This window comes from Nitratireductor aquibiodomus NL21 = JCM 21793 (genome assembly GCF_000615975.1).
GTDB lineage: Bacteria > Pseudomonadota > Alphaproteobacteria > Rhizobiales > Rhizobiaceae > Nitratireductor > Nitratireductor aquibiodomus.
This window is the reverse complement of sequence record NZ_BAMP01000039.1, coordinates 1-24,238: the sequence shown is the minus strand read 5'-3', so window position 1 is coordinate 24,238 and position 24,238 is coordinate 1. Positions and strand designations below refer to the sequence as shown.

The window sequence follows — 24,238 nt, the reverse complement described above, 5'->3', positions numbered from 1 at the left end:
GGCCAAGAGTGATGTCAACGCCGCGTTAAACATGCGCTCTTGCGCAAAATTCCGCCATATTCATAGGCGGTTTGGGCAAATTCTGAATCACGAACGGAGAGTTTCATGCTGAAATCGTTTCGCCGTTTCCTGGCCGTTCAGGTTGGGGCCGGTCTGACGCTGGCCGCTGTGGGCTTCATGCCCGCCCACGCTGCCGATGCCGATGTCCTCGCCACCGTCAACGGTATGGAGATCACGGAGGGCGATTTGGCCGTCGCTGGCGAGGAGTATGGTGCGCAGTTCGGCAATCTGCCGGAACCGCAGCGCCGCGCCGCACTGCTCTCGGCATTGATCGAAATTCGGCTTCTGGCCTCGCAGGCTGAAGAAAAGGGCCTCGCGGACGGTGAAGATTTTGCCAAGCGTCTTGCCTTCCTGCGTCAGCAGGCGCTCCACGCGGCGTTTATCGAAAAGGTGGTGGACGGTGCGGTCTCCGAGGATGAGGTGCGCGCCAGCTATGACAAGCAGATTGCTGATGCCCCTGCCGTTAACGAGGTGCGGGCACGCCACATTCTGGTGAAGACCAAGGAAGAAGCCGAAGCGATCATCAAGCAGCTCGAAGAGGGCGGCAGTTTCGAGGAAATCGCCAAGGAGAAATCCACCGATGGTGCTGCCGCCAATGGCGGCGACCTTGGCTATTTCACATCAGGCCAGATGGTGCCGGAATTCGAGAAGGCCGCTTTCGCGCTCAATCCAGGCGAATATTCCAAGGAGCCGACCGAGACGCAGTTTGGCTTCCATGTGATCAAGGTCGAAGACAAGCGGGCCAAGCAGCCGCCTGCATTTGACGCCGTGAAGGACCGCGTGCGTTCCATGCTGGTGCGCGAGAAATATGTCGAGGAAGTCTCTGCCCTCCGCGACGCTGCCGAGGTCGATGTAAAGGATCCGGCGCTCAAGGAGTTCATCGATGGCATTGAGAAGCAGCGCGAAGGCGCGGCTTCGGAGACTGGTGAGGCCGAAGAGCCAGCCAAATCCGAATAAGACTTCCGATAGCCTGAATTGAAAGCGGCGGGCGTCTGACGCCCGCCGCTTTCTGTTTTATCAGATGATCGCCGGCAGCCGGGTTCCGCGGTCGTGAGACGCGGGTTTCGGCTTGCGTCCGAAAAAAAACTCGGGCAGACCGACAGACACCAAAAAGTCGCAACCTCGGTAAGTCTGGCCAATGTCCGCTGCAATCTCTCCCCTTGCTCCGAAAAAATATCCCTCCATGCCGATTGTGGACGGTGTGCGCATCGCAACGGCTGAGGCAGGCGTGAAATACAGGGGGCGAACCGATCTTCTTGCGATGGTGTTCGATGAAGGCACGACCGTTGCCGGCGTTTTCACCCGCTCCAAATGTCCTTCGGCCCCCGTTGAGCTCTGCCGTGAGAACCTGGCCGGTGGGGCCGCGCGCATTCTCGTCGTGAATTCCGGGAACGCCAATGCCTTTACCGGCAAAAAAGGCCGCGCGACAACGGCTGCCGTCGGCGAGGCCGCAGCCGGGGCGGTTGGCGCGGGCAGGGATGCGGTTTTCATGGCATCCACCGGGGTGATCGGAGAGCCGCTTCCCGCTGAACGCATCACCGGTTTTCTGGAGGGCATGGCGCGTGATGCGAAGCCCGAGGGCTGGCTGGAGGCGGCCCGGGCCATCATGACCACAGACACTTATCCGAAAGTGGCAACGGCAACCGCCAGCGTCGGCGACGTGGATGTGGTCATTAACGGTATTGCCAAGGGCGCCGGCATGATTGCGCCGGACATGGCGACGATGCTGTCTTTCCTGGCAACCGATGCGCCGATTGCGGCACCCGTTCTTCAGGAACTCCTCTCCAAAGGGACAGGCAAGACCTTCAATGCCGTTACGGTGGACAGCGATACATCCACCAGTGACACGCTGATGATGTTTGCAACGGGCGCTGCGGCCAGGCGGGGTGCGCCGGTGATCACCGATGGCAGAGACCCCAGACTCGCCGGGTTCCGTCGGGCATTGAACCGCATCCTGAAGAACCTCGCCCTGCAGGTGGTGCGTGACGGCGAGGGTGCACGCAAGCAGCTTGAGATCACCGTGACCGGGGCGAAGTCGTCCCGCTCGGCAAAGAAGATTGCACTCTCCATTGCCAACTCACCGCTCGTCAAAACGGCCGTTGCCGGCGAGGACGCCAATTGGGGGCGGGTCGTGATGGCAGTGGGGAAGGCGGGTGAGCCGGCAGAACGCGACCTTCTGTCGATCTGGTTCGGCGACATTCGCGTTGCCCATGAGGGCGAGCGCGACCCTGGCTATTCCGAAGAGGCGACATCCGCCTATATGAAAAAGGATGAGATCGCGTTGCGCGTGGATCTTGGTATCGGGCGTGGCAAGGCCACTGTGTGGACCTGCGACCTGACCAAGGAATATGTCGCCATTAATGGCGACTACCGGAGCTAGGGTGTGCCAGGCCAGGTGAGGCAGGACGCAAAAAAAGACTTCGCGATCATCCGCCGCTTTGAAGCGGCGGGGTTGCGAGCGTGGCCGGCAGAGACCGTTGCCTATGACGGCACCTGGGTTCTACGATTGACGGCGGGCCATCCGGCCAAGCGGCTGAATTCCATCAACCCGCTCGATCCCGGAGACTACCGCAATCTCGAGACGCGGATCGAACGGGCGGCAGAGCAGTTCAGCGCTTATGGGCGGCCGGTAACCTTTAGGCTTTCCCCGCTTGCAGCACCGGAAATCTCCAGCTATCTCGATCAGCGGGGCTGGGCGACGCTTGGGCATTCGCTGGTGATGGCGCTCGATCTGCGCGAGGCGGATCTTGCTGAGGCGATGGATCAGATCCCGCTCAAGGACCGGCGGCGTTTCGTCAATGCCACGCTGAAGGTTCATGGGTACGAGGAGCTTCATCGTGCCGGGCTTTCCCGGGTCATTGGTGCGATCCGGCCCGAAACTGGGCTTTTCGTTCTGGAAGAGGGCGAAGAACCGGTTGCGACGGCCATCTGCGTGCATGACAGCGATCTGGCAGGCCTGTTCGAGATCGCGACAAGGCCTTCCTGGCGCGGGAAAGGCTATGGGCGCCGTGTCCTGCTTTCAGCACTGAAATGGGCGCGGTCGCATGGTGCGGAACGGGCCTGGCTGCAGGTAGAGGCCGACAATGCGGTGGCACTGCGCCTATATCGGGCGCTCGGGTTCCGCGAAATCTATACATATCATTATCGTCAGCCAGGGCCGGCGGGCGAGACGGAGCGCGCCGTATGAACGATCAATCCAAACGGATCCTCCTCGTGGTGGCCTGCGCGCTGGTCGACGCGGACGGACGGGTGCTCCTCGCCAAACGGCCGGAGGGCAAGGCCCTGGCCGGGCTGTGGGAATTTCCCGGCGGCAAGGTGGAGGCCGGTGAAACGCCTGAGAACACGCTTGTTCGTGAACTTCACGAAGAACTGGCGATCGAGACGAAAACGGCCTGTCTCGCACCGCTTACTTTTGCCAGCCACACCTACGAAGATTTTCACCTCCTGATGCCGCTCTATGTCTGCCGCCGCTTCTGGGGCACGCCACGGGCCCAGGAGGGGCAGGGACTGAAATGGGTGAGGCCGCGTGACATGCGCGATTATCCCATGCCGCCGGCGGATGCGCCGCTCATACCCTTCCTGATCGATCTGCTTTGAGTCGCCTGCCAGGGTTAATCCTTCGTTTACGCAACAATGACAATTTGATTGTGGGGACGCGCCGCATTCGCGGCTGGGTTTAACCTTCTGGTGAGGGGCTGTGATGACGTTCGGCGAGACAGGCGATGTGGAGCGCGCGGAGTGGACCGTGCGCGCTGGTCATATGGGCATGGGGGCGCTTCGGGTTGCATTGCTGTTTGGCACGGCAGGTGTTGCGCTGGCACTCGTCCTGACACCGATTGCCGAAAAGCGCACACGCTCAAATGTTGCGCAGATTGGCGCGCCGTTTGGCATAGATCCCATAACGACCGCTTCCACCAAACGCGACAGCCGAAACTATACGATCCGGCGCAGCGTGCTTCAGCCCTCGCGGAACTCCGTATGTGTCATCCACCAGAGCGGCCGTCACAGCGGAGATTGCTGACAAACCTCCCGGTGGCTCTCAGGGTTTCTTAAGGCTTTCACCCTACGGTCGCACTTCAATCAGGGGAGTCCCGCGGATGGGAAGGCACTTTCTCAAGGACACGTCAGGCGCGACCGCGATCGAGTACGCTTTGATCGCCGGGCTGATTTCGCTGGCCATTATCGTCGGTGCCCGACAGACCGGAAATGAGCTCAGGGCGTCTTATAATAACGTCGCCGACCAAGTAGGCACTACCAATCCCTGAGACCTCCATAAGCGCTGCACTTACTTTCTGGGGCGCTTTTCCAGCGCCTCTTTCAGAGACATTTTGGCACTGCCGGGAGCCAGCGGCTTCTGTTGCGATTCGTGCGGTGCCCAGCCCGACATCCACACAATGTTGAAAGTTGCCCTGATCCGGCCGTCGGGGTCGGAAAACCGTTCCGCATAGATCTGCGCGGCACGCACGAACAGCGCGCGGGTTGCGGGTCTGCGCGAGCGGGCCGCAAGGGTGCTGGTCGCGCCTATGGAACGCAGATCGCGCATCAGGTCGAACATGGTCGCATAGCGGACGGTGACGGTTTCGAGGTCGGCCACAGGCAGAGCAAAACCTGCACGCTGGAGAAGGCCGCCCACGTCACGGACATCGGCAAAGGGACTGACACGCGGCGCGGCCCCCTGGGAGAGCTCCGTCTCGGCCGCCAGAAGGGCTTCCCGCAACTCCTGGAGCGTGCCCGCGCCGGCCATGGCTCCCAGGAACAGTCCATCCGGCTTCAACGCGCGTCGAATCTGCGAGAGCATTCCCGGAACGTCGTTCACTTCGTGCAGGCTGAGGAGCGAGACAATGAGGTCGAAACTGCCGGGTTCGACCGGCAGCGTTTCGGCATCTGCGACCATGCCGTTCTTCTCGAGAAAAGCCGGATCTGCCTCAATGCGGGTGATGTCGTCTGTCTTGCCGCTCGTGCGGATGGCGCGCGCAGCGTCGTCTGTCAGGCAGAACGCAGCGGCGGCACGCTCGAACCGCCGTTCGACGGTCGCCAGCCTGTCTTCGAGATCGTCCGCGGCCCGTTGCATCAGGAAGCGGGCGCCCGGATCGCCCTGCATCAGGGCCCGCTTCTTGCGCAGAAGGGCGAGTTCGCTGTCGAAGAGCTGTTCCATGCAGGATCCTCTGTTTGAGGATGCGCCATCGCATAAAATCGGTATGCTGGCAAAGAGCAATGCCTTTTGGGGAAATGGCGGCTTGGGGGAAGCTTGTGACTGGAGTCTCGCGATTTCCAGGCGTGATGACGGGTTGGCTGCAGCGTGTGCTATTCCCACCGGTGTGTCTCGGCTGCTCGAATCTCGTGACTGAACCGGGGTCGCTTTGTCCATCCTGCTGGGGGCGACTGCGGTTTCTGGAGCGGCCATGGTGTCCCGTGATGGGCACGCCGTTTTCAGTCGATCACGGCGAAAACATGCTTTCTGCCGAAGCGATTGCGAATCCGCCGCCGTTCGCGCGGGCGCGCTCGGCGGTCGTCTATCAGGGCGTCGCGCGCAAACTGGCGCAGGGGCTGAAATTCCGTGATCGCACGGACCTTGCCCCCTGGATGGCCCGGTGGATGCTGCGCGCAGGAGGCGAACTACTGCCCGACGGCGATCTGGTCATCCCCGTGCCGCTGCATCGCGCCCGCTTTCTGGCGCGGCGCTTCAATCAGTCGGCGGAACTGGCGCGCGCCGTTGCGCGTGAAGGCAGGCTCGATTATGCGCCCGAGGCGCTTGTCCGCGTCCGGAGCACGCGCCAGCAGGTCGGACTGGGTACCGCGAGCGCGAAGCCAATGTGCGGGGGGCTTTTCGTGTGCCTGATGCGTCGCTGCCGCAGATCAAATCGCGCGGCATCATTCTGGTGGACGATGTCTACACCACAGGCGCCACGGTTGTTGCGGCCGCGTGTGTTCTGAAACGGGCCGGGGCGCACCATGTCGATGTCCTGACCTTTGCGCGCGTTCTGCCAGGGGACTTCCGGGTAGACGATCAAGGCCCTATATAAGCCTGCAAGAAGAGTATGGAGCCGACTATGGCCGATGTGACGATCTATACGCGAATGATGTGTGGTTTCTGCAGTGCCGCCAAGCGCCTGCTCGACAGCAAGGGCGTCTCCTATACGGAGCATGACGCAAGCTTTTCCAATGAGCTGCGCCAGGAGATGATCCAGCGCGCAAACGGCCGCTCTACATTCCCGCAGATTTTCATCGGCGATACCCATGTGGGCGGCTGCGATGAGCTGCATGCGCTTGAGCGTGCTGGAAAGCTCGACGCGATGCTGACGGAGGCCCGGGCATGAGCAAGCTGGTCGCCGCCGCCCTTCAGATGCGCTCTGGCACGGAGCCGGAGGCGAATGCCGACGCTTTCGAGGCGCTGGTGCGTGAGGCGGCGGGCCAGGGCGCGCAGTATGTGCAGAGCCCGGAGATGACCGGTGTTCTGGTGCGGAGCCGCGAAGATCTGGCCTCGCGGATCGCCGGAGAGCGTGGGGCACTTGTGGTCGACCGGGCGCAGGCGCTTGCGCGGGAACTGTCGATCTTTGTGCATCTCGGTTCAACCGCTGTTGCGCTGGATAATGGCCGTGTGGCGAACCGTGCCTTTCTTTTCGCGCCCGACGGCCAGCTCGTCATCACCTATGACAAGCTCCACATGTTCGATGTGGATCTCGACAATGGCGAGAGCTGGCGCGAATCAGCCACATATGCGCCCGGCGAACGGGCTGTTGTGGCCGATCTTCCTTTGGCCGGCTTGGCTTCGCCATCTGCTACGACCTGCGTTTCCCGCAGCTTTTCCGCGCGCTCGCAAGGGCAGAAGCCCAGGTGTTGACCGCGCCGGCGGCGTTTACGCGCCAGACCGGTGAAGCGCACTGGCATGTGCTGGTGCGGTCTCGCGCCATCGAGAATGGCGCATTCATGATCAGTGCCGCACAGGGCGGTCTGCATGAGGACGGGCGAGAGACCTATGGCCATTCGCTGATCGTCGATCCATGGGGCCGGGTGCTGGCCGAAGTGGACGGAGACGCACCGGGCATTGCCATTGCCGAGCTCGATCTCGATCAGGTGGCGGCCGCGCGCGCGAAGATTCCGAATCTGAAAAATGCGCGCGATTTCTCGGTCGCGCGCGTTTCAGGCGGCGTTTCGGCCGAAAGGAAGGCCTCATGATCAGTTTCAATCTGATCTGCGAGCACAATCACGCGTTCGAGGCATGGTTTCGCAACAATGCGGATTTCGATGGTCAGAAGGAGCGCGGTCTCGTTTCATGCCCGCATTGCGGCTCCGGCGATGTGGAAAAGGCTCTGATGGCGCCAGCGGTCTCCACCGGAAAGCGGCGCGAACAGATAGCCCTTGCCATGGGCGAGCAGCAAAAAAAGGCGCTGGCCCAGCTCAAGGAACTTTCAAACAAGGTGCGGGAGAACGCGGACTATGTCGGCGACAGGTTTGCCGAAGAAGCGCGCAAAATCCATTTCGGCGAGACCGAGGCCCGTGGCATTTACGGCGAGGCAACCTCCGAAGAAGCCGCGTCGCTCGTGGAAGACGGCGTGGAGTTCATGCCGCTACCACTTTTCCCGGAAGAACAGAACTGACGCGGTTCAGGCGGCGGGCTTTGTTGCCGCGACCATGTAGTTGACATCCATGTCGCGCGAACGCTGCCAGCGGTCGCCGATGGGGTTGTAAACCACGCCACTGCGGTCGATGATCTCGATGCCGGCGCTGGTAAGGCCTTTTTCCAGTTCGCTCGGACGCACGAGTTTTTCATACTGGTGTGTGCCGCGGGGCAGCCAACCAAGCACATATTCAGCGCCAATGATCGCCAGCCCCCACGCTTTCAGCGTGCGGTTGATCGTGGCGACGAACATAAGGCCACCGGGCTTCAGCATGGCGCCGCACTTGGACAGAAAGAGGTCCACGTCAGAAACATGCTCCACCACTTCCATGTTGAGGATGATGTCGAAACGTTCACCGGCATCGGCAAGGGCTTCCGCTGTCGTGGCGCGATAGTCGATGGAGAGCCCGCTCTGCCCGGCATGAATTTTCGCCACTTCAATGTTGGTTTCGGACGCGTCCGCGCCAACCACGTCTGCGCCGAGACGCGCCATGGGCTCGCACAAAAGCCCGCCGCCACAACCGATATCGAGCATGCGCAACCCTGCAAAGGGCTTGGCGGCATGCGGGTCGCGGCCGAAATGGGCCGCCACATGGTCGCGTATATAGGCCAGACGCACGGGATTGAACTTGTGCAGCACACCCATTTTGCCAGCCGGATTCCACCATTCCGTCGCCAGCGCGGAGAAATGCTCGATTTCACGCGTGTCGATCGTTGTTTGCCGTGCCTCGGACATGGAAAACCCCTCGCTGGGTGTTGCTCTAGAGCATCGGACCGAAAGGTGGAATCCGGTTTTCGGGCTATGCCGATGCCCAATTCATAGCTTAAATCGTCCTTTGTGCGTCCGGATGGACGCAAGGCGATCTAAGTCAGGCCCATGAAGTCGGGGTGCGGAGCCTGATTGTCAAGGCGGGAATTGTCCCGGCAGCGCTCGCTGACCCAAAAGCGCATCTGGAATGAATGGTTTTAGCACGGTTCCCTCGCGCCCGGTGGGCTCTGTTACGTTGCTTGCAGATAACCGATCTTTTGGGTATGGAGTGCGCGGCGCAGGGTGGGGCTCCGCAGCTGCGTCGTGTTGTGTCCGCCTCTTTCGGGCGGTTGGAATTCCCGAGCAAAGGCACTCCGTTCCCATGGCGCGCATCGTGATGAAGTTCGGCGGAACCTCCGTCGCCGATATTGACCGCATCCACAATGTGGCACGTCACGTCAAACGCGAAACGGATGCAGGGCATGAAGTGGCCGTTGTCGTTTCGGCCATGTCGGGCAAGACCAACGAACTGGTTGGCTGGGCGCAGGCCATGCCCAGAGCCACCGGTGCAGAATCTCCTTTCTTTGATGCCCGCGAATATGACGCCATCGTTGCCTCGGGCGAGCAGGTTACCAGCGGTTTGCTGGCGATCGCCCTTCAGTCCATGGGGGTCGATGCGCGCTCCTGGCAGGGCTGGCAGATTCCGATCCGCACCGACAGCGCGCATGGCGCGGCGCGTATCGAGGATATTGACGGCAGCGAGATCGTCCGCCGCATGGGCACCGGCCAGGTTGCGGTGGTTGCGGGTTTTCAGGGCATCGGTCCCGACAACCGCATCGCTACGCTGGGGCGCGGTGGCTCCGACACCAGCGCCGTCGCGGTCGCCGCCGCTGTGAAGGCCGATCGCTGTGACATCTACACCGATGTCGATGGCGTCTACACGACCGATCCGCGCATCGAGCCCAAGGCACGCCGCCTGCCGAAAATTTCGTTTGAGGAAATGCTCGAAATGGCCTCGCTTGGCGCCAAGGTGCTGCAGGTGCGGTCGGTGGAACTGGCCATGGTGCATAAGGTCAGAACCTTCGTCAGATCGTCTTTCGAGGATCCGGATGCGCCGGGTATGGGTGATTTCGACAACCCGCCCGGTACGCTCATTTGCGATGAGGATGAAATCGTGGAACAGCAAGTCGTCACCGGCATCGCCTACGCCAAGGACGAGGCGCAGATATCGCTTCGTCGCGTCGCGGATCGTCCCGGCGTGTCTGCCGGCATTTTCGGTCCGCTCGCCGAGGCCAACATCAACGTCGACATGATCGTGCAGAACATCTCGGAAGATGGTTCGCGCACGGACATGACCTTCACTGTGCCTTCAGGCGACCTTGAAAAGGCCGTTTCGGTGCTTGAGAAAGTGCGCGAGACAATCGGCTTCGACGCGATTCAGTCGGAGGCGGGCCTGGTAAAGGTCTCCGTTATCGGCATCGGCATGCGTAGCCATGCCGGCGTTGCCGCGATCGCCTTCAAGGCCTTGGCGGAGAAGGGGATCAATATTCGTGCGATCACCACATCGGAGATCAAGATTTCGATCCTGATCGACGGTCCTTATGCAGAATTGGCGGTCCGCACTTTGCATTCTGTCTACGGTCTCGATAAGCAGTAGAAAACAACAACCCGAAAACCGGCTTCTGCCCTGCTCCTGTACGCGGCTGGCATTGGCCAAGGGAGAGGGGTTCGATGCGAGATTCTGCCGGCGGCCCGAGAGTGCTGTTAAGGCGATTGCGGGAATTGATGGCCGAGGCGCTCGATCCACAGGAGCGTCTCGACCATATTGTTCGTGAAATCGCCCAGAACATGGTCGCCGAGGTCTGCTCGCTTTATGTGCTGCGTGCCGATTCGATGCTGGAACTCTACGCCACCGAGGGTCTGAACCCCGGTGCCGTTCATCTGGCCCAGCTTCGTCTTGGCCAGGGCCTGGTCGGCACCATTGCGGCCAGCGCACGCCCGCTCAACCTTTCAGACGCGCAGAAGCACCCCGCATTCACCTATCTGCCGGAAACCGGGGAAGAGGTTTATCATTCCTTCCTCGGTGTACCAGTCCTCCGGGCCGGGCGCACGCTGGGCGTCCTCGTCGTGCAGAACCGCACCATGCGGCATTACCGCGAAGACGAGATCGAGGCGCTGGAAACGGTGGCAATGGTCATCGCGGAGATGATCGCCACGGGCGATCTGGCAAGGCTTACCCGGCCGGGCATCGAGCTCGATCTCAGCCGCCCCGTCAGCATGACGGGGCTGCCCTTCAACGAGGGCGTGGGGCTTGGCCATGTGGTGCTGCATGAGCCGCGTATTGTCGTTACTGCGCTTTTTAACGAAGACAGCGATGATGAACTGGACCGGCTCGAGACAGCGCTCGATTCGCTCAGGCTCTCCATCGACGATATGCTGTCGCGGCGTGACGTTGCCTTTGAGGGCGAGCACCGTGCGGTTCTTGAAGCCTACCGGATGTTCGCCAATGATCGCGGCTGGGTGCGTCGCCTCAAGGAGGCGATCAACAACGGTCTGACCGCAGAAGCGGCCGTTGAGAAGGTGCAGAGCGACATGCGTGCGCGCATGATGCACATGACCGATCCCTATCTGCGCGAGCGGATGAGCGATTTCGACGACCTCGCCAACCGCCTGTTGCGCCAGCTCATGGGGCGGGGGCCCGATGCGCTGGCGGAAATTCTGCCGAAGGACGCAATCATCGTAGCCCGTTCCATGGGCGCGGCCGAGCTGCTTGATTACCCCCGCCAGAAACTGCGCGGTCTTGTGCTGGAGGAGGGCGCGCCCACCAGCCACATCGTCATTGTTGCCCGCGCGATCGGCCTTCCGACGGTCGGTCAGGTCAAGGGTGCCGTCTCCATGTCGGAGAATGGCGACGCGATCATCGTCGATGGCGAAGACGGGCAGGTGCACCTGCGACCGCAGGGCGATGTCGAGGAAGCCTATGCCGAAAAGGTGCGTTTCCGCGCCCGGCGTCAGAAACTCTACCAGGAACTCCGTGACCGTCCGACGGAAACAAGAGACGGCGTTCCCGTCGACCTGATGATGAATGCCGGGCTCGCCGTCGATCTGCCGCAGCTGGCGCAATCGGGCGCGGCAGGCATCGGGCTTTTCCGCACCGAACTGCAGTTCATGGTGGCTGCGGCCTTTCCACGCGTCGAGGCGCAGGAGCGCCTCTATCGGGAAGTGCTGGAAGCGGCCGACGGAAAGCCGGTCACCTTCCGCACCATCGATATCGGTGGCGACAAGGTGCTGCCCTATTTCAAGGGTGCGCAGCATGAGGAAAACCCGGCGCTTGGATGGCGTGCCATCCGCCTGACGCTCGACCGCCCAGGGCTGCTTCGAACGCAGATCAGGGCGCTTTTGAAGGCGGCGGGCGGTCGTGAACTGCGCATGATGCTGCCGATGGTCACCGAAGTGAGCGAAGTGCGCCAGGCGCGCGACATCATCGACCGGGAAGTGCGGCATCTTTCGCGTTTCGGCTATCTCCTGCCGACGCGCCTCAAGCTCGGCGCCATGATCGAGGTGCCGGCTCTGCTTTGGCAGCTTGAGGAATTGATGCAGGCGGTGGACTTCGTCTCCGTGGGTTCCAACGATCTTTTCCAGTTCGTGACCGCGACGGACCGCGGCAACACGCGCATCGCGGAACGTTTCGATCCCCTGAGTGTGCCCTTCCTGCGTATTCTTCGCCAGATTGTGCGTGCCGGCGACCAGTACGGCACGCCCGTGACGTTGTGCGGTGAACTGGCAGGAAGGCCGATCTCTGCGATGGCTCTGCTCGGCATTGGCTTTCGGTCCATTTCCATGGCGCCGGCAGCCATTGGCCCGGTCAAGGCAATGCTTTGCGAATTGCTCCTGTCAGACCTTTCGGTCGTGATGGAAGAAGCCCTTGCCAACCACAGCGCATCCACCGATATTCGCGCGCTGCTTCGCGATTTCGCGAACAAACACTCAATTGCTCTCTAGAACTGACAGGCTTTCCCGTCGATGATCGACTTGCCGCGCGACCGCATGGACCAGGTTCTCAAACGTTTCGAGCTTATCGAAACGCAGATGGCGGCTGGGCCGGAACCGGATGTTTATGTGAAGCTGGCTTCCGAATATTCCGAGCTGCAGGAAGTTGCCGGCAAGATTCGCGAGCTGCGCCAGGCCGAAGCTGAACTCGATGATCTCAAATCGATGCTTGCCGATCCGGCGACCGACAAGGAAATGCGCGAGCTCGCAGAGGCTGATGTTGAGGGCGTCGAGGGACGCATTGAGACACTCGGCGAAGAGATGCAGATCCTTCTCCTGCCGAAGGATGAAGCCGACGACAAGAACGCCATTCTCGAAATCCGTGCGGGCACCGGCGGCGACGAGGCCGCACTTTTCGCTGGCGATCTCTTCCGCATGTATGAACGCTACGCCGCGGAGAAGGGCTGGCGGGTCGAGGTGGTCTCAGTCAGCGAGGGCGAGGCCGGTGGCTACAAGGAAATCATCGCCACCGTTTCTGGTCGCGGCGTGTTTTCGCGTCTGAAATTCGAATCAGGCGTTCATCGCGTGCAGCGTGTTCCGGCGACGGAAGCGCAGGGGCGCATTCACACGTCCGCCGCCACCGTTGCAGTGCTTCCGGAGGCGAAGATATCGACGTCGATATCAAGCCCGACGACATCCGCATTGATACGATGCGCGCTTCGGGTGCGGGCGGACAGCACGTCAACACCACCGATTCGGCGGTGCGCATCACCCATATCCCAACTGGCATTGTCGTGCTGCAGGCGGAGAAGTCTCAGCATCAGAACCGGGCCCGCGCCATGCAGATCCTGCGGGCACGCCTCTTTGACATGCAGCGCATGAAGGCGGCTGACGAGCGTTCCGAAGCGCGGCGTCTACAGGTGGGAACGGGCGATCGTTCGGAGCGCATTCGCACCTATAATTTCCCGCAGGGGCGCCTTACGGACCATCGCATCAACCTCACTCTCTACAAGCTTGACCGGGTGATCGAAGGCGATCTCGACGAGGTGATCGATGCCCTGATCTCCGATCATCAGGCAAAACTGCTCGCGGAAACCGGGGCGGATGGCTGACGCGCAGACGCTTGGGGCGCTTCTGGCGTGGGCGCGGGAGCGGCTGGCAAAGGCAGGTATCTGCGAAGCGGCCCTCGACGCGCGTCTTCTGGTCGAACATGTCACGCAAACCACGCGGCTTGACGCCGTATTACGGCCTGAAAGGCCCATTACCGATGCTGAGCGCGCTCTGGCAGAACAGGTGGTCGAGCAGCGCATTGCCGGCAAACCCGTGCATCGCATCATCGGTCACAGGGAGTTCTACGGACTGAATCTGAAGCTCTCCAGGGAAACTCTGGAACCGCGCCCGGACACAGAAACGCTTGTCGACCTTGTTCTGGAAGAAGCGCGCCGCCTTGGCGGCGAAGACCGCCCCTGGCGCATTCTCGATCTGGGAACCGGAACCGGTGCAATCGCCCTTGCCCTGCTCAGCGTTTTGCCTGCGGCGCACGCCGTTGGCGCGGATATTTCCGCTGATGCGCTTGCAACGGCGCGAGCCAATGCCGATATGAATGGTTACGGGGCGCGGTTTGAGACACGTCTGTCCGACTGGTTTGAAAGAGTTGACGGACGTTTCGATTTCATCGTCTCGAATCCGCCCTATATTCGAGAAGACGACTGGCGTGACCTCGCCATAGAGGTCCGCGGGCATGACCCGCGTCGTGCACTGGTTGCCGGTGAAGACGGTCTGGATGCCTACAGGCGGCTTGCCGCTGAGTGCGCCGGCCATCTGGCGGTCGGTGGAAACGTGGCCGTAGAGATCGGACATGACCAAAGGGAGAGTGTGACCGGGCTTTTCACCGAGCAGGGCTTCCGTTTCAAAAAGCTTGGCCGAGACCTCGCCGGGCACGACCGGGTGTTGATTTTTGCTCTGGAAACAGCTCGTGAACGAGGTTGAAAAAAAGCTTGGCTTTGCAAAAGAATGCCGCTAGGTTCCGGCTACCGGATGGGACGAAGCAGACAGCACCGTTATCGATTCGGTTCCCGAGGACCAGCTGTCGTTAAAGGCGTTTACGCCTCTGCTTCATTGTGGGGATTATCCGGCAACTGATATGAAGCGGAACAGCTATGGCATTGGCGCCCGCGTCAAGCGGAGCGGCGTACAGCCAAGGGGAGATGTGAGACTGCTGGCTTCCCGCCGTCGTCCGCTATCTGAAAGAGTATCGTTTCAAAAAATCTGTCTCGAACAAGCAGTCTCGAAAACCAAGAGAGTCGAATGAGGCCACAACAGCAGAACAGGCGCATGCGCGGTCGCGGCAACAACAACCGCAAGGGCCCAAATCCGTTAGCACGCAGCTACGAGAGCAATGGCCCGGATGTAAAAATCCGCGGAACCGCACAACAGGTGCAGATAAATACGCTACGCTGGCGCGCGATGCGCAGAGTTCCGGTGATCGCGTGATGGCCGAGAATTACCTGCAGCATGCGGAGCACTACAATCGCATTATCGCTGCAGCCCAGGCCCAGCTTCAGCAACAGCAGCAGACGCGCGAAAACCGCGAGGATTCTGATGTTGACGGTGACGACCAAGACGTTGCGGAGGCCAACGGTGGCAATCAGAAACCCCAGCGCCAGAAACGCGTCGAAGATGGCTCCGGCCCGCAGCCCGAAATCAAGGGTGTGCCGGCAGAGCTGGCGCTGAATGGCGATGAAGGCAATGCGAATGCCGGCAATGGACATTCCGCCGACGGTATGAACGGCAGCGCTGAAGACGAGAAGCCAAAACCTGCTCGCCGCGGGCGCAAACCCGCCGCTGCAAAGGCAGAGGACGGCGAAGAAGGTCAGGAAGGCGAGAAGCCGGCGAAACGCCCGCGCCGCACCCGTGCCCGCAAGACCGAGGACGCTGAAAGTGGCGACAGCGGCGAAGCTGCGGCCTCGGCAGCGGTCTCTGAAGAGATTGCCGCTCAGGGCTGAGCATTTTGACATGACGACACATCGACGGCGGGGCTTCCCCGCCGTTTTCGTTTGATCTCCATCTTGTGCCGATAGGGATATGTTCCCATATCCCAAACAGTTGGGCTTGCCACAGAAGACCGTGATAATCTGATCCGATCACGGTTTATGGGAGCCCGTCGCATTGGTCGTTGCCGGTGCTGCAAAGCAGGCCGGCAGGGAAATGGAGACACTTATGAACTTTGAGAAATATTCGGAGCGGGTGCGCGGTTTCATCCAGGCCGCACAGACTTTCGCACTCAGCAGCAACCATCAGCAGTTTACGCCGGAGCATCTGCTCAAGGTGCTTGTTGACGATGAAGAGGGGCTTGCTGCCTCCCTGATCGAAAGGGCCGGCGGTCGCGCCGAAGACGTGCGCCTCGGCGTCGAGGCGGCGCTGAAAGCCATGCCCCAGGTGGAAGGTGGCAATGGCCAGCTCTACATGGCCCAGCCCCTTGCAAAGGTGTTTTCAACTGCCGAGGAACTGGCAAAGAAGGCCGGTGACAGTTTCGTCACTGTTGAGCGCCTTTTGACGGCGCTTGCGGTGGAAAAATCTGCCAAAACCGCAGACATCCTGTCCAGGGCGGGCGTCACGCCGACGGCGCTGAACCAGGCCATCAATGACATTCGCAAGGGCCGCACGGCCGATTCGGCCAGCGCAGAGCAGGGCTATGACGCTCTCAAGAAATATGCGCGCGATCTGACCGCGGATGCCCGCGCTGGCAAGCTCGACCCGGTGATTGGCCGGGACGACGAGATTCGCCGCACGATCCAGGTGCTGTCCCGCCGCACCAAGAACAATCCCGTTCTGATCGGCGAGCCGGGCGTCGGCAAGACGGCCATTGCCGAGGGTCTCGCGCTGCGCATTGTCAATGGTGACGTACCCGAATCGCTGAAGGACAAGCAGTTGATGGCGCTCGATATGGGCGCGCTGATCGCCGGTGCGAAATATCGCGGCGAGTTCGAGGAACGTTTGAAGGCTGTTCTGTCCGAAGTGACGGCCGCCAGCGGCAACATCATCCTGTTCATCGATGAGATGCATACGCTCGTCGGGGCCGGCAAGGCCGATGGTGCCATGGACGCTTCCAACCTTCTGAAGCCGGCCCTCGCGCGCGGCGAGCTTCACTGCGTCGGTGCGACGACGCTCGATGAATACCGCAAGCACGTGGAAAAAGATGCGGCACTGGCACGCCGTTTCCAGCCGGTTTTTGTCAGCGAGCCGACCGTTGAAGATACGGTTTCGATCCTGCGTGGACTGAAGGAGAAGTACGAACAGCACCATAAGGTGCGGGTCTCGGACTCGGCCCTGGTCGCTGCCGCGACACTCTCCAACCGCTATATCACGGACCGGTTTCTGCCCGACAAGGCCATCGACCTGGTGGACGAGGCGGCATCCCGCCTGCGCATGCAGGTGGATTCCAAGCCGGAAGAACTTGATGAAATCGACCGGCGCATCATGCAGCTCAAGATCGAGCGGGAAGCGCTTAAGGCGGAAAAGGACGAAGCATCCAGGGACCGTCTGGCGAAGCTCGAGAAGGAATTGACCGACCTCGAGGAGGAATCGACGCGGCTCACCAGCCTGTGGGCGGCTGAGAAGGACAAGCTCGGCCTCGCCGCTGACCTCAAGAAGCAGCTCGACGAGGCCCGCAACGAGCTGGCTATCGCCCAGCGCAAGGGTGAGTTCCAGCGTGCCGGCGAGCTGGCCTATGGCCAGATTCCGGAACTTGAAAAGAGGCTCGCCGAGGCAGAGGCCCAGGGTGAAGAAGAAGGTGCTACGGGCATGGTCGAGGAGACCGTGAAGCCCGACCATGTCGCTCACATTGTCTCGCGCTGGACCGGTATTCCGGTCGACAAGATGCTTGAGGGCGAGCGTGAAAAGCTGCTGCGGATGGAGGACGAACTGGCCAGGCGCGTCGTCGGTCAGGGTGAAGCGGTTCAGGCCGTCTCCAAGGCTGTACGCCGTGCCCGCGCCGGCCTGCAGGACCCGAATCGGCCGATCGGCTCCTTCATGTTCCTTGGCCCGACGGGTGTCGGCAAGACGGAACTGACCAAGGCGCTCGCCAGTTTCCTGTTCGACGACGAGCAGGCCATGGTGCGCATCGACATGTCGGAGTTCATGGAAAAGCACTCGGTGGCCCGGTTGATTGGGGCGCCGCCCGGCTATGTCGGTTATGAGGAAGGCGGCGTTCTGACGGAGGCCGTTCGCCGCCGACCCTATCAGGTCATCCTGTTCGATGAGGTCGAAAAGGCGCATCCCGACGTTTTCAACGTGCTCTTGCAGGTGCTTGATGACGGGCGCCTGACGGATGGTCAGGGCCGAACGGTCGACTTCCGCAACACGCTGATTGTCATGACATCGAATCTCGGTTCCGAGTACCTCGTGAATCTCGGCGAAGGCGATGATGTCGATAAGGTGCGTAGTGAGGTGATGGATGTGGTCAAGGCTTCGTTCCGGCCTGAATTCCTGAACCGGATCGATGAAGTGATCCTCTTCCACCGGTTGCGCCGGCAGGATATGGGGCAGATCGTCGAAATCCAGCTTCAGCGTCTGGAAAGGCTGCTTGCAGACCGCAAGATCACCCTCGATCTCGATGGCGAGGCAATCGACTGGCTGGCGAACAAGGGCTACGACCCCGCTTATGGTGCGCGTCCTCTCAAACGCGTGATCCAGAAAGAGCTTCAGGATCCGCTGGCCGAGAAGATTCTCCAGGGTGAGATATTCGATGGCTCCACCGTGAAGGTTACGGCGGGTTCCGATCGGCTGAATTTTCGGCCGCGCAAAGCATCTCTTGAAGAGCGGGCCGAACAGGCGGCGTAACGCGACAAAGCCGGGGAGGGCACATGCAGATCGATAGATACAACGCGGTTTGCGGTGCCCTTCCGCACGCCACCCATGTTGTTCAATGGGGTGGCTCACATGTCTGGAAGGTGGGTGGCAAGGTGTTCGCCATCGGCAGTCAGGCCAGTCAAGGAAACGTTGCGGTTTCCTTTAAGTGTTCGGATATGGCGTTCGACGTGCTCCGGGAGCAGCCGGGACTGCGTCCTGCGCCTTATCTGGCTTCGCGCGGGATGAAGTGGATCCAGCGGCAGACAGGGGAAACGATGGATGATGATGCGCTTGCGGATTATCTGGCTGAAAGCCACCGGATCGTGGCTTCGGGCCTGACCCGAAAGCTCAGGCGGGAACTGGGGCTCGATACGGCCTGAGCCCGCCGCGAAAATGCCACAACCGCCGCCATCTTCACGTCCGGTTCATCTCCTATGGTAAATCATTCGTCAAATGGCGAATCGCCGGCGGGCGAACAGCCTATCCGTGTGGGATGAGACGAGGGGCGATGAACGTGAAACTGAATTTGCTGACCGCTTTGTGTCTGGCCATGGGGCCGACGGCTGCCTGGGCCGCGATGCCGGAGGTTGAGACACGGCGCAACGGTCAGATATTCCAGTCGGCCAGTGACGTTGCAGGCAACCAGACGGTGCTCAATGCCGAGCCCGCAGAAGCGCCCATAGAGCTCGCGCAGAATTACGATTTCGATGTCTACATCGATCAGTATGGCCGCGAAATCATCGTCGATGCCTTTACTGGCGAGGTGGTGGAAATCCGCTCGCCGGCACCAGGCAGCAGGCAATATGAGCGCCGGCCCTCGCGTCCGCGCGAATTCAACGGCCAGGTTTATGATTTTTCGGATCCGCGCGAGGTCGACCGTTATCGGCGCGATCGTGGCAGGGCGCGCAATGCGCCCGACAATGGCTATTCGGATCCCTATGCGAATCGGTCGTATGACGAGGCTCCTCGATACGACGATCGCAATGTTTATCCCGAAGCTCCGAATTACGGGCGCGCGCCGATCGAACGTGCGCCGCTCGACGCGCCAGACCCGCGTGACAGTATGGCGGCTATCCCTGACGAGGACACCGGCTTCAGTTCCGGATCGGGCAATGCGTCCGGCACCCCGACGCTGCCAAAGGACAGCGCTGCGGTCATGCCGCGCGGTGTCAGCGAGGATGTGACCCGGTTCCAGGTGCTGCTCGATCGTGTCGGTGCCTCACCCGGCGTGATCGATGGCCACACCGGCGACAATGTGAACAAGGCGATCCGGGCCTATCGCGAGATCACGGGGCAAACCCTCAGGACCTACGACAAGGAATGGATCGAGGCGGAGCTGGAGCGCACCGGCGGCCCGGCCTTCAAGGAGTACACCATCACTGCCGAGGACGCCGCGGGGCCTTATGTTGCATCGATTCCGGCGGATTATGCGCACAAGGCCCAGCTCGACGCGCTGTCCTATACCTCCGTTGTGGAGATGCTGGCAGAGCGTTTCCATATGGACGAAAAGTATCTGACCGCGCTCAACCCGGACGCGAATTTCAATCGACCGGGGACGATCATCAGGGTGGTTAATGTCGGGAAACCCATGAAGGCGGCTGTCACCCGCATCGTGGCCGACAAGAGCGCGAAACAGCTGCGTGCCTATAATGAAGACGGCCAGCTTGTCGCTGCGTATCCCGCGACGATCGGTTCATCCGACACACCCTCGCCAACGGGAACACATACCGTGGCACGGATCGCCCTCAATCCGGAATACACCTACAATCCAAAAATCAACTTCAAACAGGGCAACAACGACAAGGTCCTGACCATACCGCCTGGTCCCAACGGTCCGGTCGGTTCTGTCTGGATTGCATTGTCCAAGCCGACCTACGGCATTCACGGTACGCCCGATCCTTCCAAGATCGGCAAGACGGCTTCGCATGGCTGTATCCGCCTGACCAACTGGGATGCCGAGGAACTGGCGAAGCGTGTCAAGCGGGAGTCACCGTAACCTTCGCCGAGTAGGTGAGGTTGGCGCAGATTGCGGCGGTGCGCCGCCCTGATTGATTGATGAGGCGCCGTTTGGCGGCTACGCTCCCTCCATGCAGGGACCATGCGAGATAGAGCCGGAGCTCGCCCTTGACGCTGCGTCGGAGCGAACGTTTTGCCCGGCCTCGCGTCGGCACTATGTGCTGCTGGCCGCCATACTGGCATCGGCGCTCGGTTTCATTGACGGATCTGTCGTATCGGTCGCCATGCCGGCGATGCGCGCAGACCTTGGCGCTTCTCTTGCCGATGCGCAGTGGATTTCCAACGCCTACGCACTGGCGCTGGCGGCTCTGATCCTCGTCGGTGGCGGAGCAGGCGACAAATTCGGCCTGCGAAAGACCTTCATCGCGGGCATCGTTCTTTTCATCCTGGCTTCAATGGCGTGCGCCGCCGCTCCATCGGCCAGCACCCTGATCCTCTCGCGCGGGGTGCAGGGGGTGGGTGCGGCGTTCATGGTGCCGGGCAGTCTGGCGATCATCGCCAAGGCCTATCCCAAGGAGGAACGGGGCAGGGCGATTGGAATATGGGCGGCATCTTCCGCCCTGACCACGGCGATCGGCCCGGTTTTCGGCGGTCTGCTCCTGTCGGTCTTCGGTGATGCTGCCTGGCGTGTCATTTTTGCGATCAATCTGCCGCTCGGGGTGCTTGCTGTCGCAATGCTTCTGCGTGTGCCGGCGGATCAGCCGACGGGTGATCGAAAACTGGATGTCGCGGGCGCGGTGCTTGCAACGCTTGCCTTTGGCGCCATGTCCTATGGCCTGACCACGCTCTCCGCTGAAAACGCCGGGAGCGGCGGTGGGTCCGCTGCGACCCTGCCCCTGATCCTTGGAGCAATCCTACTGGTCGGCTTCGTTGCCTGGGAGCGGTCGCGCAAGGCGCCGATGATCGATCTGTCGCTGTTTGCCATCGTGCCCTTTTCAGGTGCCAACATTGCGACCTTTGTCCTATATTTCGCCCTGTCGGGCATCCTCTTCTACCTGCCCATGCTGCTGATTGCGGGCTGGGGGCTGGGAGAGGCAACGACGGCCTTTGTTTTTCTTCCCCTGTCTGTCGCCATTGCCGGCCTGTCGGGGCCCGTCGGCCGTTTGTCAGATGCTGTCGGACCCCGCCTGCCGATAACGGCGGGAAGTCTTGTCGTGGCACTGGCTTTTGGCGGGCTGGCGGCGATTTCCGGTGCTGGCATTCACCGGTTCTGGTCGGGCGCATTTCCGATGATGGTGTTGATGGGGCTGGGGATGGCGCTGGTCGTCTCACCCCTCTCCACGGCAGTCATGACCTCGGTGAACGATGAGGACACCGGTGCCGCTTCAGGCATCAACAATGCCATCTCGCGTATTGCGGGCCTGATGGCCGTTGCGGCGATGGGGGCTTTCGCCGCGCATCGCTATGCCAGCGCAGTTGGGTCGGAAAGGGCGCTTGTGCCCGGGTATGGGGAGCCGACCAGCTCGGCGCTGCCCGAAGCGCTGGAGGCGGCCCGTGTCACTGCAAGCGATGCCGCGTTCTCGGGGATTGCCTGGATAATGTGTGGGTTCTGTGTGGCTTCCGCGCTTGTTGCCTGGCTCACCCAGCAATCGAAGCAGGCCGGACCGTCAGGCGGTGCTGCCGCGGACTGAGGCGACGGTCAGCTTCCGCTCGATGCCACCGAAAGCGGAGCATCCTCGTTTTCTTTCAGCAGTTCATCGATGCGGCTGCGTTCGCGTTCGAAGGCCAGCAGGTCTTCGCCCTTGAGTGCGCGATTGTCAGGCAGGCGCACGCGCATCGGGTCAACCTTGGTGCCGTTGACGATCATCTCGTAGTGAAGATGGTTGCCGGTCACCAGACCGGTTGCGCCGACATAGCCAATCACCTGGCCCTGGCGAATGCGGGCGCCAGCTGTCACGCCTTTGGCAATTCCGCTCTGGTGGTTGTAGGAGGTCTTGAAGCCGTTGTTGTGGCGGATGATGGTTTGCCGGCCATAGCCGCCGGCCCAGCCGGCCTTCTCCACCACACCATCGCCGGCAGCAATGATGGGCGTGCCGCGTGGCGCGGCCCAGTCGACCCCGGTGTGCATCTTGCTGTAACCGAGCACCGGGTGCCGGCGCATGCCGTATCCTGATGTGAAACGACCATTTGGAACAGGGTTTCTCAGCATAAAGCGCTTCGAACTGCGCCCCTCGCTGTCAAAGTAATCGACGGTCCCGTCGTCAAACTGAAAGCGATAAAAGGTGCGTGTCGTGCCGCCAAAACTGGCTTTGACGTAAAGCAGTTCAGACTGATCGGTAGCATTTTTCTCCGTGTCGGGTGCAGAGAAGAACACTTCGAGCCTGTCTGTGGGAGAAAGGCGCGACTGGAAATCCACGTCGGCAGACAGAAGCTTCACCAGGCGCTTGGTCATCTCCGGCGTCAGGCCATAAGCGTATGCGGCGCGGTAGATGCCATCATAGACCCGGGGCAGATCGGCGCGCGGCATCCGGCGCGGCGCGGTCGGGTGGTCGAGCGCAGCAAGAAGAACGGGATTCATCTCCGGTTCCTCTGCCGGCACGTATTGATCGCGATCGTCCAGGGCGATGGTCACGATATGCTTCCTGCCCTCATAGACGCTCGTGCGCACGACGCGGCTTTGTTCGCCGCGCATTTCGACGCCCACGCGCAGCAGCGTGCCGGCCTTGAGGTCGGGCGCATTGAGCAGCTTGGTGATCGCTTCGACCATACCGTCCACATCGTCGCCCCTGTAGCCCGACTGGGCAAAGACTTCCGCAATCGCACGCTCGGTGCGGAAGGGGATCAGGTCCTCGGCGAATTCGGGTGCGGTTTCCCGCGCGGTTCGCGCGGCTATGGAAACGTTCTCGGGTATGACGCGCGCGCTGAAGGCTGCGAGTGCCTGTGTGGAGAATGTGTCACCAAAGCGCTGCGGGTCCACATAGTGCAACGCTGCGACCTGAACGTCACCGTCGGTCAGGATTGCGCCCGTGTTGCGCACGGCAACCTCCACCTCTTCCGTGCTCAGGCTGCGGGCCGAACTGAAATCGGAGGAGCGAAGCGGAAAATCATGACTTTTGAGGCTGACCTCGCTCTCGACCTTGGCGCCGTAGATAAGGCCGGTTCGCGCGGTGCTCGTGGCTCCGTTTTCGGCGAACACGGCAAGCGGGTCGAATGGCGGGTAGTCTTTCTCCGTTGGATGATTGGCTGTCAGCGCCATCTTGGCGTGGACGAAGGGCAGCGTTCGGATGACATCGGTGTCGCCGCTACGCATGACCGTCGACACTTCCATCATGCGCCTGTCTTCGCCGCGGCTGATCGTATGCGGCGTGACGAGGCGCGCGGTCTTTGCGGCTTCGCCGGCGGGGTCTGCGATCTCGCCGAGAAGGGCGATCTCGGGTGGTGTGGCGAGCTGCTGCCTTCCGTCCAGGGCTGCGGAGAGTGCGACGCCCATGAGCACTGTCGATGTCACGCCGGTCAGAAAAGTACCGATGAGCCAGCGCGCCGAGATTTCGCGGCGGTCGGGCGGACCGCTGCGTCCGTCCGCGATCAGCGGGGCGTCTTCGCCAATGGCCTGTTCCAGATGCGTGTTGTTGCTCATTGCCGATGGCGCCCTGGTGTCATGGTCTTGTCCCCCAAACTGCGAAGCCGAGCGCGAAGATGCGCCGGGCTCCGGCGAACAGGCAAATAACGCGATTCAACGCTGCATCGGAGAACAACGATGACAGAGGTTTCTCCCCAACCCTCACGCGCATGAATACCTGGTCAATATAAAGAGCGCCCAAATGCGTTGTCGGCACGCTGCCGCTCAATGAAATCACATCCCGCGTCTATTCATTAAATTCGACTCTAATGTGACGATGTAATGAATGGCAACACCTGTGCGAAAGCGCGTTCGGAGCGCGCATATCCACGGCTCGAAAATCGTGTCGCAAAAAATTCAAAAAAGTTGGATTTCGCCGTTGACACTATGCGGCTGT

General features: G+C 61.3%; 18 protein-coding genes and 4 pseudogenes. 19 read left to right on the top strand and 3 right to left on the bottom strand.

Going from position 1 to position 24,238, the window contains the following annotated elements:
* Positions 1-105 precede the first annotated feature (105 nt).
* The 6 genes from JCM21793_RS12270 to JCM21793_RS12245 all read left to right on the top strand — a co-directional run bounded on the left by JCM21793_RS12270 (position 106) and on the right by JCM21793_RS12245 (position 4,325).
* Positions 106-1,017, top strand: a complete 912-nt coding sequence (locus JCM21793_RS12270) for a peptidylprolyl isomerase (RefSeq protein WP_025030556.1) — start codon at positions 106-108, stop codon at positions 1,015-1,017.
* A 181-nt stretch (positions 1,018-1,198) separates the two neighbouring features.
* Entirely contained in the window at positions 1,199-2,440 is a 1,242-nt protein-coding gene (argJ, locus tag JCM21793_RS12265; protein ID WP_025030555.1) for a bifunctional glutamate N-acetyltransferase/amino-acid acetyltransferase ArgJ, read from the top strand.
* A 3-nt stretch (positions 2,441-2,443) separates the two neighbouring features.
* Positions 2,444-3,247 (top strand): GNAT family N-acetyltransferase, encoded by an 804-nt coding sequence (locus JCM21793_RS12260; RefSeq protein ID WP_081784697.1) that lies wholly within the window; start codon positions 2,444-2,446, stop codon positions 3,245-3,247.
* Positions 3,244-3,657 carry a (deoxy)nucleoside triphosphate pyrophosphohydrolase gene (locus tag JCM21793_RS12255; protein WP_025030553.1) on the top strand — a complete coding sequence of 138 codons (414 nt, stop codon included), beginning with the start codon at positions 3,244-3,246 and terminating at the stop codon, positions 3,655-3,657. Before JCM21793_RS12260 ends, JCM21793_RS12255 begins: the two co-directional genes overlap by 4 nt.
* Before the next feature lie 103 nt (positions 3,658-3,760).
* Entirely contained in the window at positions 3,761-4,081 is a 321-nt protein-coding gene (locus tag JCM21793_RS12250) for a hypothetical protein (RefSeq protein ID WP_025030552.1), read from the top strand.
* 76 nt (positions 4,082-4,157) lie between these two features.
* Complete coding sequence (locus JCM21793_RS12245; protein WP_007010843.1) at positions 4,158-4,325, top strand: Flp family type IVb pilin; 168 nt, start codon at positions 4,158-4,160, stop codon at positions 4,323-4,325.
* A gap of 20 nt (positions 4,326-4,345) precedes the next feature.
* On the opposite strand, the gene JCM21793_RS12240 is transcribed toward JCM21793_RS12245, so the two are convergent.
* A complete protein-coding gene (locus tag JCM21793_RS12240; protein ID WP_025030551.1) occupies positions 4,346-5,215 on the bottom strand; it encodes a methyltransferase domain-containing protein in 870 nt (289 codons plus the stop codon).
* Positions 5,216-5,340: 125 nt separating this feature from the next.
* Here JCM21793_RS12240 and JCM21793_RS25625 point away from each other — a divergent pair.
* The 4 genes and pseudogenes from JCM21793_RS25625 (at position 5,341) to JCM21793_RS12220 (ending at position 7,658) form a co-directional block, all read left to right on the top strand.
* Positions 5,341-6,083 (top strand): annotated as a pseudogene (locus JCM21793_RS25625) (ComF family protein).
* Between the two features lie 27 nt (positions 6,084-6,110).
* Complete coding sequence (grxC, locus tag JCM21793_RS12230; protein WP_025030550.1) at positions 6,111-6,377, top strand: glutaredoxin 3; 267 nt, start codon at positions 6,111-6,113, stop codon at positions 6,375-6,377.
* Positions 6,374-7,236 (top strand): annotated as a pseudogene (locus JCM21793_RS25620) (carbon-nitrogen hydrolase family protein). Before grxC ends, JCM21793_RS25620 begins: the two are co-directional and overlap by 4 nt.
* Positions 7,233-7,658, top strand: a complete 426-nt coding sequence (locus tag JCM21793_RS12220; protein WP_007010838.1) for a DUF1178 family protein — start codon at positions 7,233-7,235, stop codon at positions 7,656-7,658. Before JCM21793_RS25620 ends, JCM21793_RS12220 begins: the two are co-directional and overlap by 4 nt.
* A 6-nt stretch (positions 7,659-7,664) precedes the next feature.
* On the opposite strand, the gene ubiG is transcribed toward JCM21793_RS12220, so the two are convergent.
* Positions 7,665-8,414: a bifunctional 2-polyprenyl-6-hydroxyphenol methylase/3-demethylubiquinol 3-O-methyltransferase UbiG gene (gene ubiG, locus JCM21793_RS12215; protein ID WP_025030549.1), complete on the bottom strand. Its 750-nt coding sequence runs from the start codon at positions 8,412-8,414 to the stop codon at positions 7,665-7,667.
* A gap of 394 nt (positions 8,415-8,808) precedes the next feature.
* Between ubiG and JCM21793_RS12210 the strand changes: the two genes are divergently transcribed.
* The 9 genes and pseudogenes from JCM21793_RS12210 (at position 8,809) to JCM21793_RS12170 (ending at position 21,913) form a co-directional block, all read left to right on the top strand.
* Complete coding sequence (locus JCM21793_RS12210; protein ID WP_007010836.1) at positions 8,809-10,083, top strand: aspartate kinase; 1,275 nt, start codon at positions 8,809-8,811, stop codon at positions 10,081-10,083.
* A gap of 74 nt (positions 10,084-10,157) precedes the next feature.
* Positions 10,158-12,428 (top strand): phosphoenolpyruvate--protein phosphotransferase, encoded by a 2,271-nt coding sequence (gene ptsP, locus JCM21793_RS12205; RefSeq protein WP_007010835.1) that lies wholly within the window; start codon positions 10,158-10,160, stop codon positions 12,426-12,428.
* 21 nt (positions 12,429-12,449) lie between these two features.
* Positions 12,450-13,528: pseudogene (prfA, locus tag JCM21793_RS25615) on the top strand (peptide chain release factor 1).
* Positions 13,521-14,405 carry a peptide chain release factor N(5)-glutamine methyltransferase gene (gene prmC, locus JCM21793_RS12195; RefSeq protein ID WP_025030548.1) on the top strand — a complete coding sequence of 295 codons (885 nt, stop codon included), beginning with the start codon at positions 13,521-13,523 and terminating at the stop codon, positions 14,403-14,405. The pseudogene prfA and the gene prmC overlap by 8 nt, the downstream one beginning before the upstream one ends.
* A gap of 318 nt (positions 14,406-14,723) precedes the next feature.
* Positions 14,724-15,421: pseudogene (locus JCM21793_RS25610) on the top strand (DUF4167 domain-containing protein).
* A 214-nt stretch (positions 15,422-15,635) separates the two neighbouring features.
* A complete protein-coding gene (clpB, locus tag JCM21793_RS12185; protein WP_025030547.1) occupies positions 15,636-18,257 on the top strand; it encodes an ATP-dependent chaperone ClpB in 2,622 nt (873 codons plus the stop codon).
* A gap of 23 nt (positions 18,258-18,280) precedes the next feature.
* Complete coding sequence (locus JCM21793_RS12180; protein WP_007010830.1) at positions 18,281-18,646, top strand: MmcQ/YjbR family DNA-binding protein; 366 nt, start codon at positions 18,281-18,283, stop codon at positions 18,644-18,646.
* A gap of 134 nt (positions 18,647-18,780) precedes the next feature.
* Positions 18,781-20,262: a L,D-transpeptidase gene (locus tag JCM21793_RS25605; protein WP_441908798.1), complete on the top strand. Its 1,482-nt coding sequence runs from the start codon at positions 18,781-18,783 to the stop codon at positions 20,260-20,262.
* Positions 20,263-20,353: 91 nt separating this feature from the next.
* A complete protein-coding gene (locus JCM21793_RS12170) occupies positions 20,354-21,913 on the top strand; it encodes an MFS transporter (protein WP_051556179.1) in 1,560 nt (519 codons plus the stop codon).
* Positions 21,914-21,921: 8 nt separating this feature from the next.
* Here the strand turns inward: JCM21793_RS12170 and JCM21793_RS12165 are convergent, their stop codons facing one another.
* Positions 21,922-23,859, bottom strand: coding sequence for a M23 family metallopeptidase (locus JCM21793_RS12165; protein ID WP_025030545.1), 1,938 nt, complete (start codon positions 23,857-23,859; stop codon positions 21,922-21,924).
* Positions 23,860-24,238 lie beyond the last annotated feature (379 nt).

Excerpts from the sequence above, each read along its gene's own strand:
- JCM21793_RS12270 (WP_025030556.1), top strand. The coding sequence starts at position 106 with ATGCTGAAATCGTTTCGCCGTTTCCTGGCCGTTCAGGTTGGGGCCGGT.
- JCM21793_RS12250 (WP_025030552.1), top strand. The coding sequence starts at position 3,761 with ATGACGTTCGGCGAGACAGGCGATGTGGAGCGCGCGGAGTGGACCGTG.
- JCM21793_RS12180 (WP_007010830.1), top strand. The coding sequence starts at position 18,281 with ATGCAGATCGATAGATACAACGCGGTTTGCGGTGCCCTTCCGCACGCC.
- ubiG (WP_025030549.1), bottom strand. The coding sequence starts at position 8,414 with ATGTCCGAGGCACGGCAAACAACGATCGACACGCGTGAAATCGAGCAT.
- JCM21793_RS12170 (WP_051556179.1), top strand. The coding sequence starts at position 20,354 with ATGCAGGGACCATGCGAGATAGAGCCGGAGCTCGCCCTTGACGCTGCG.
- clpB (WP_025030547.1), top strand. The coding sequence starts at position 15,636 with ATGAACTTTGAGAAATATTCGGAGCGGGTGCGCGGTTTCATCCAGGCC.
- argJ (WP_025030555.1), top strand. The coding sequence starts at position 1,199 with ATGTCCGCTGCAATCTCTCCCCTTGCTCCGAAAAAATATCCCTCCATG.
- JCM21793_RS12255 (WP_025030553.1), top strand. The coding sequence starts at position 3,244 with ATGAACGATCAATCCAAACGGATCCTCCTCGTGGTGGCCTGCGCGCTG.
- JCM21793_RS12210 (WP_007010836.1), top strand. The coding sequence starts at position 8,809 with ATGGCGCGCATCGTGATGAAGTTCGGCGGAACCTCCGTCGCCGATATT.
- ptsP (WP_007010835.1), top strand. The coding sequence starts at position 10,158 with ATGCGAGATTCTGCCGGCGGCCCGAGAGTGCTGTTAAGGCGATTGCGG.
- JCM21793_RS12240 (WP_025030551.1), bottom strand. The coding sequence starts at position 5,215 with ATGGAACAGCTCTTCGACAGCGAACTCGCCCTTCTGCGCAAGAAGCGG.
- JCM21793_RS12245 (WP_007010843.1), top strand. The coding sequence starts at position 4,158 with ATGGGAAGGCACTTTCTCAAGGACACGTCAGGCGCGACCGCGATCGAG.
- grxC (WP_025030550.1), top strand. The coding sequence starts at position 6,111 with ATGGCCGATGTGACGATCTATACGCGAATGATGTGTGGTTTCTGCAGT.
- JCM21793_RS12220 (WP_007010838.1), top strand. The coding sequence starts at position 7,233 with ATGATCAGTTTCAATCTGATCTGCGAGCACAATCACGCGTTCGAGGCA.
- JCM21793_RS12165 (WP_025030545.1), bottom strand. The coding sequence starts at position 23,859 with ATGAGCAACAACACGCATCTGGAACAGGCCATTGGCGAAGACGCCCCG.
- prmC (WP_025030548.1), top strand. The coding sequence starts at position 13,521 with ATGGCTGACGCGCAGACGCTTGGGGCGCTTCTGGCGTGGGCGCGGGAG.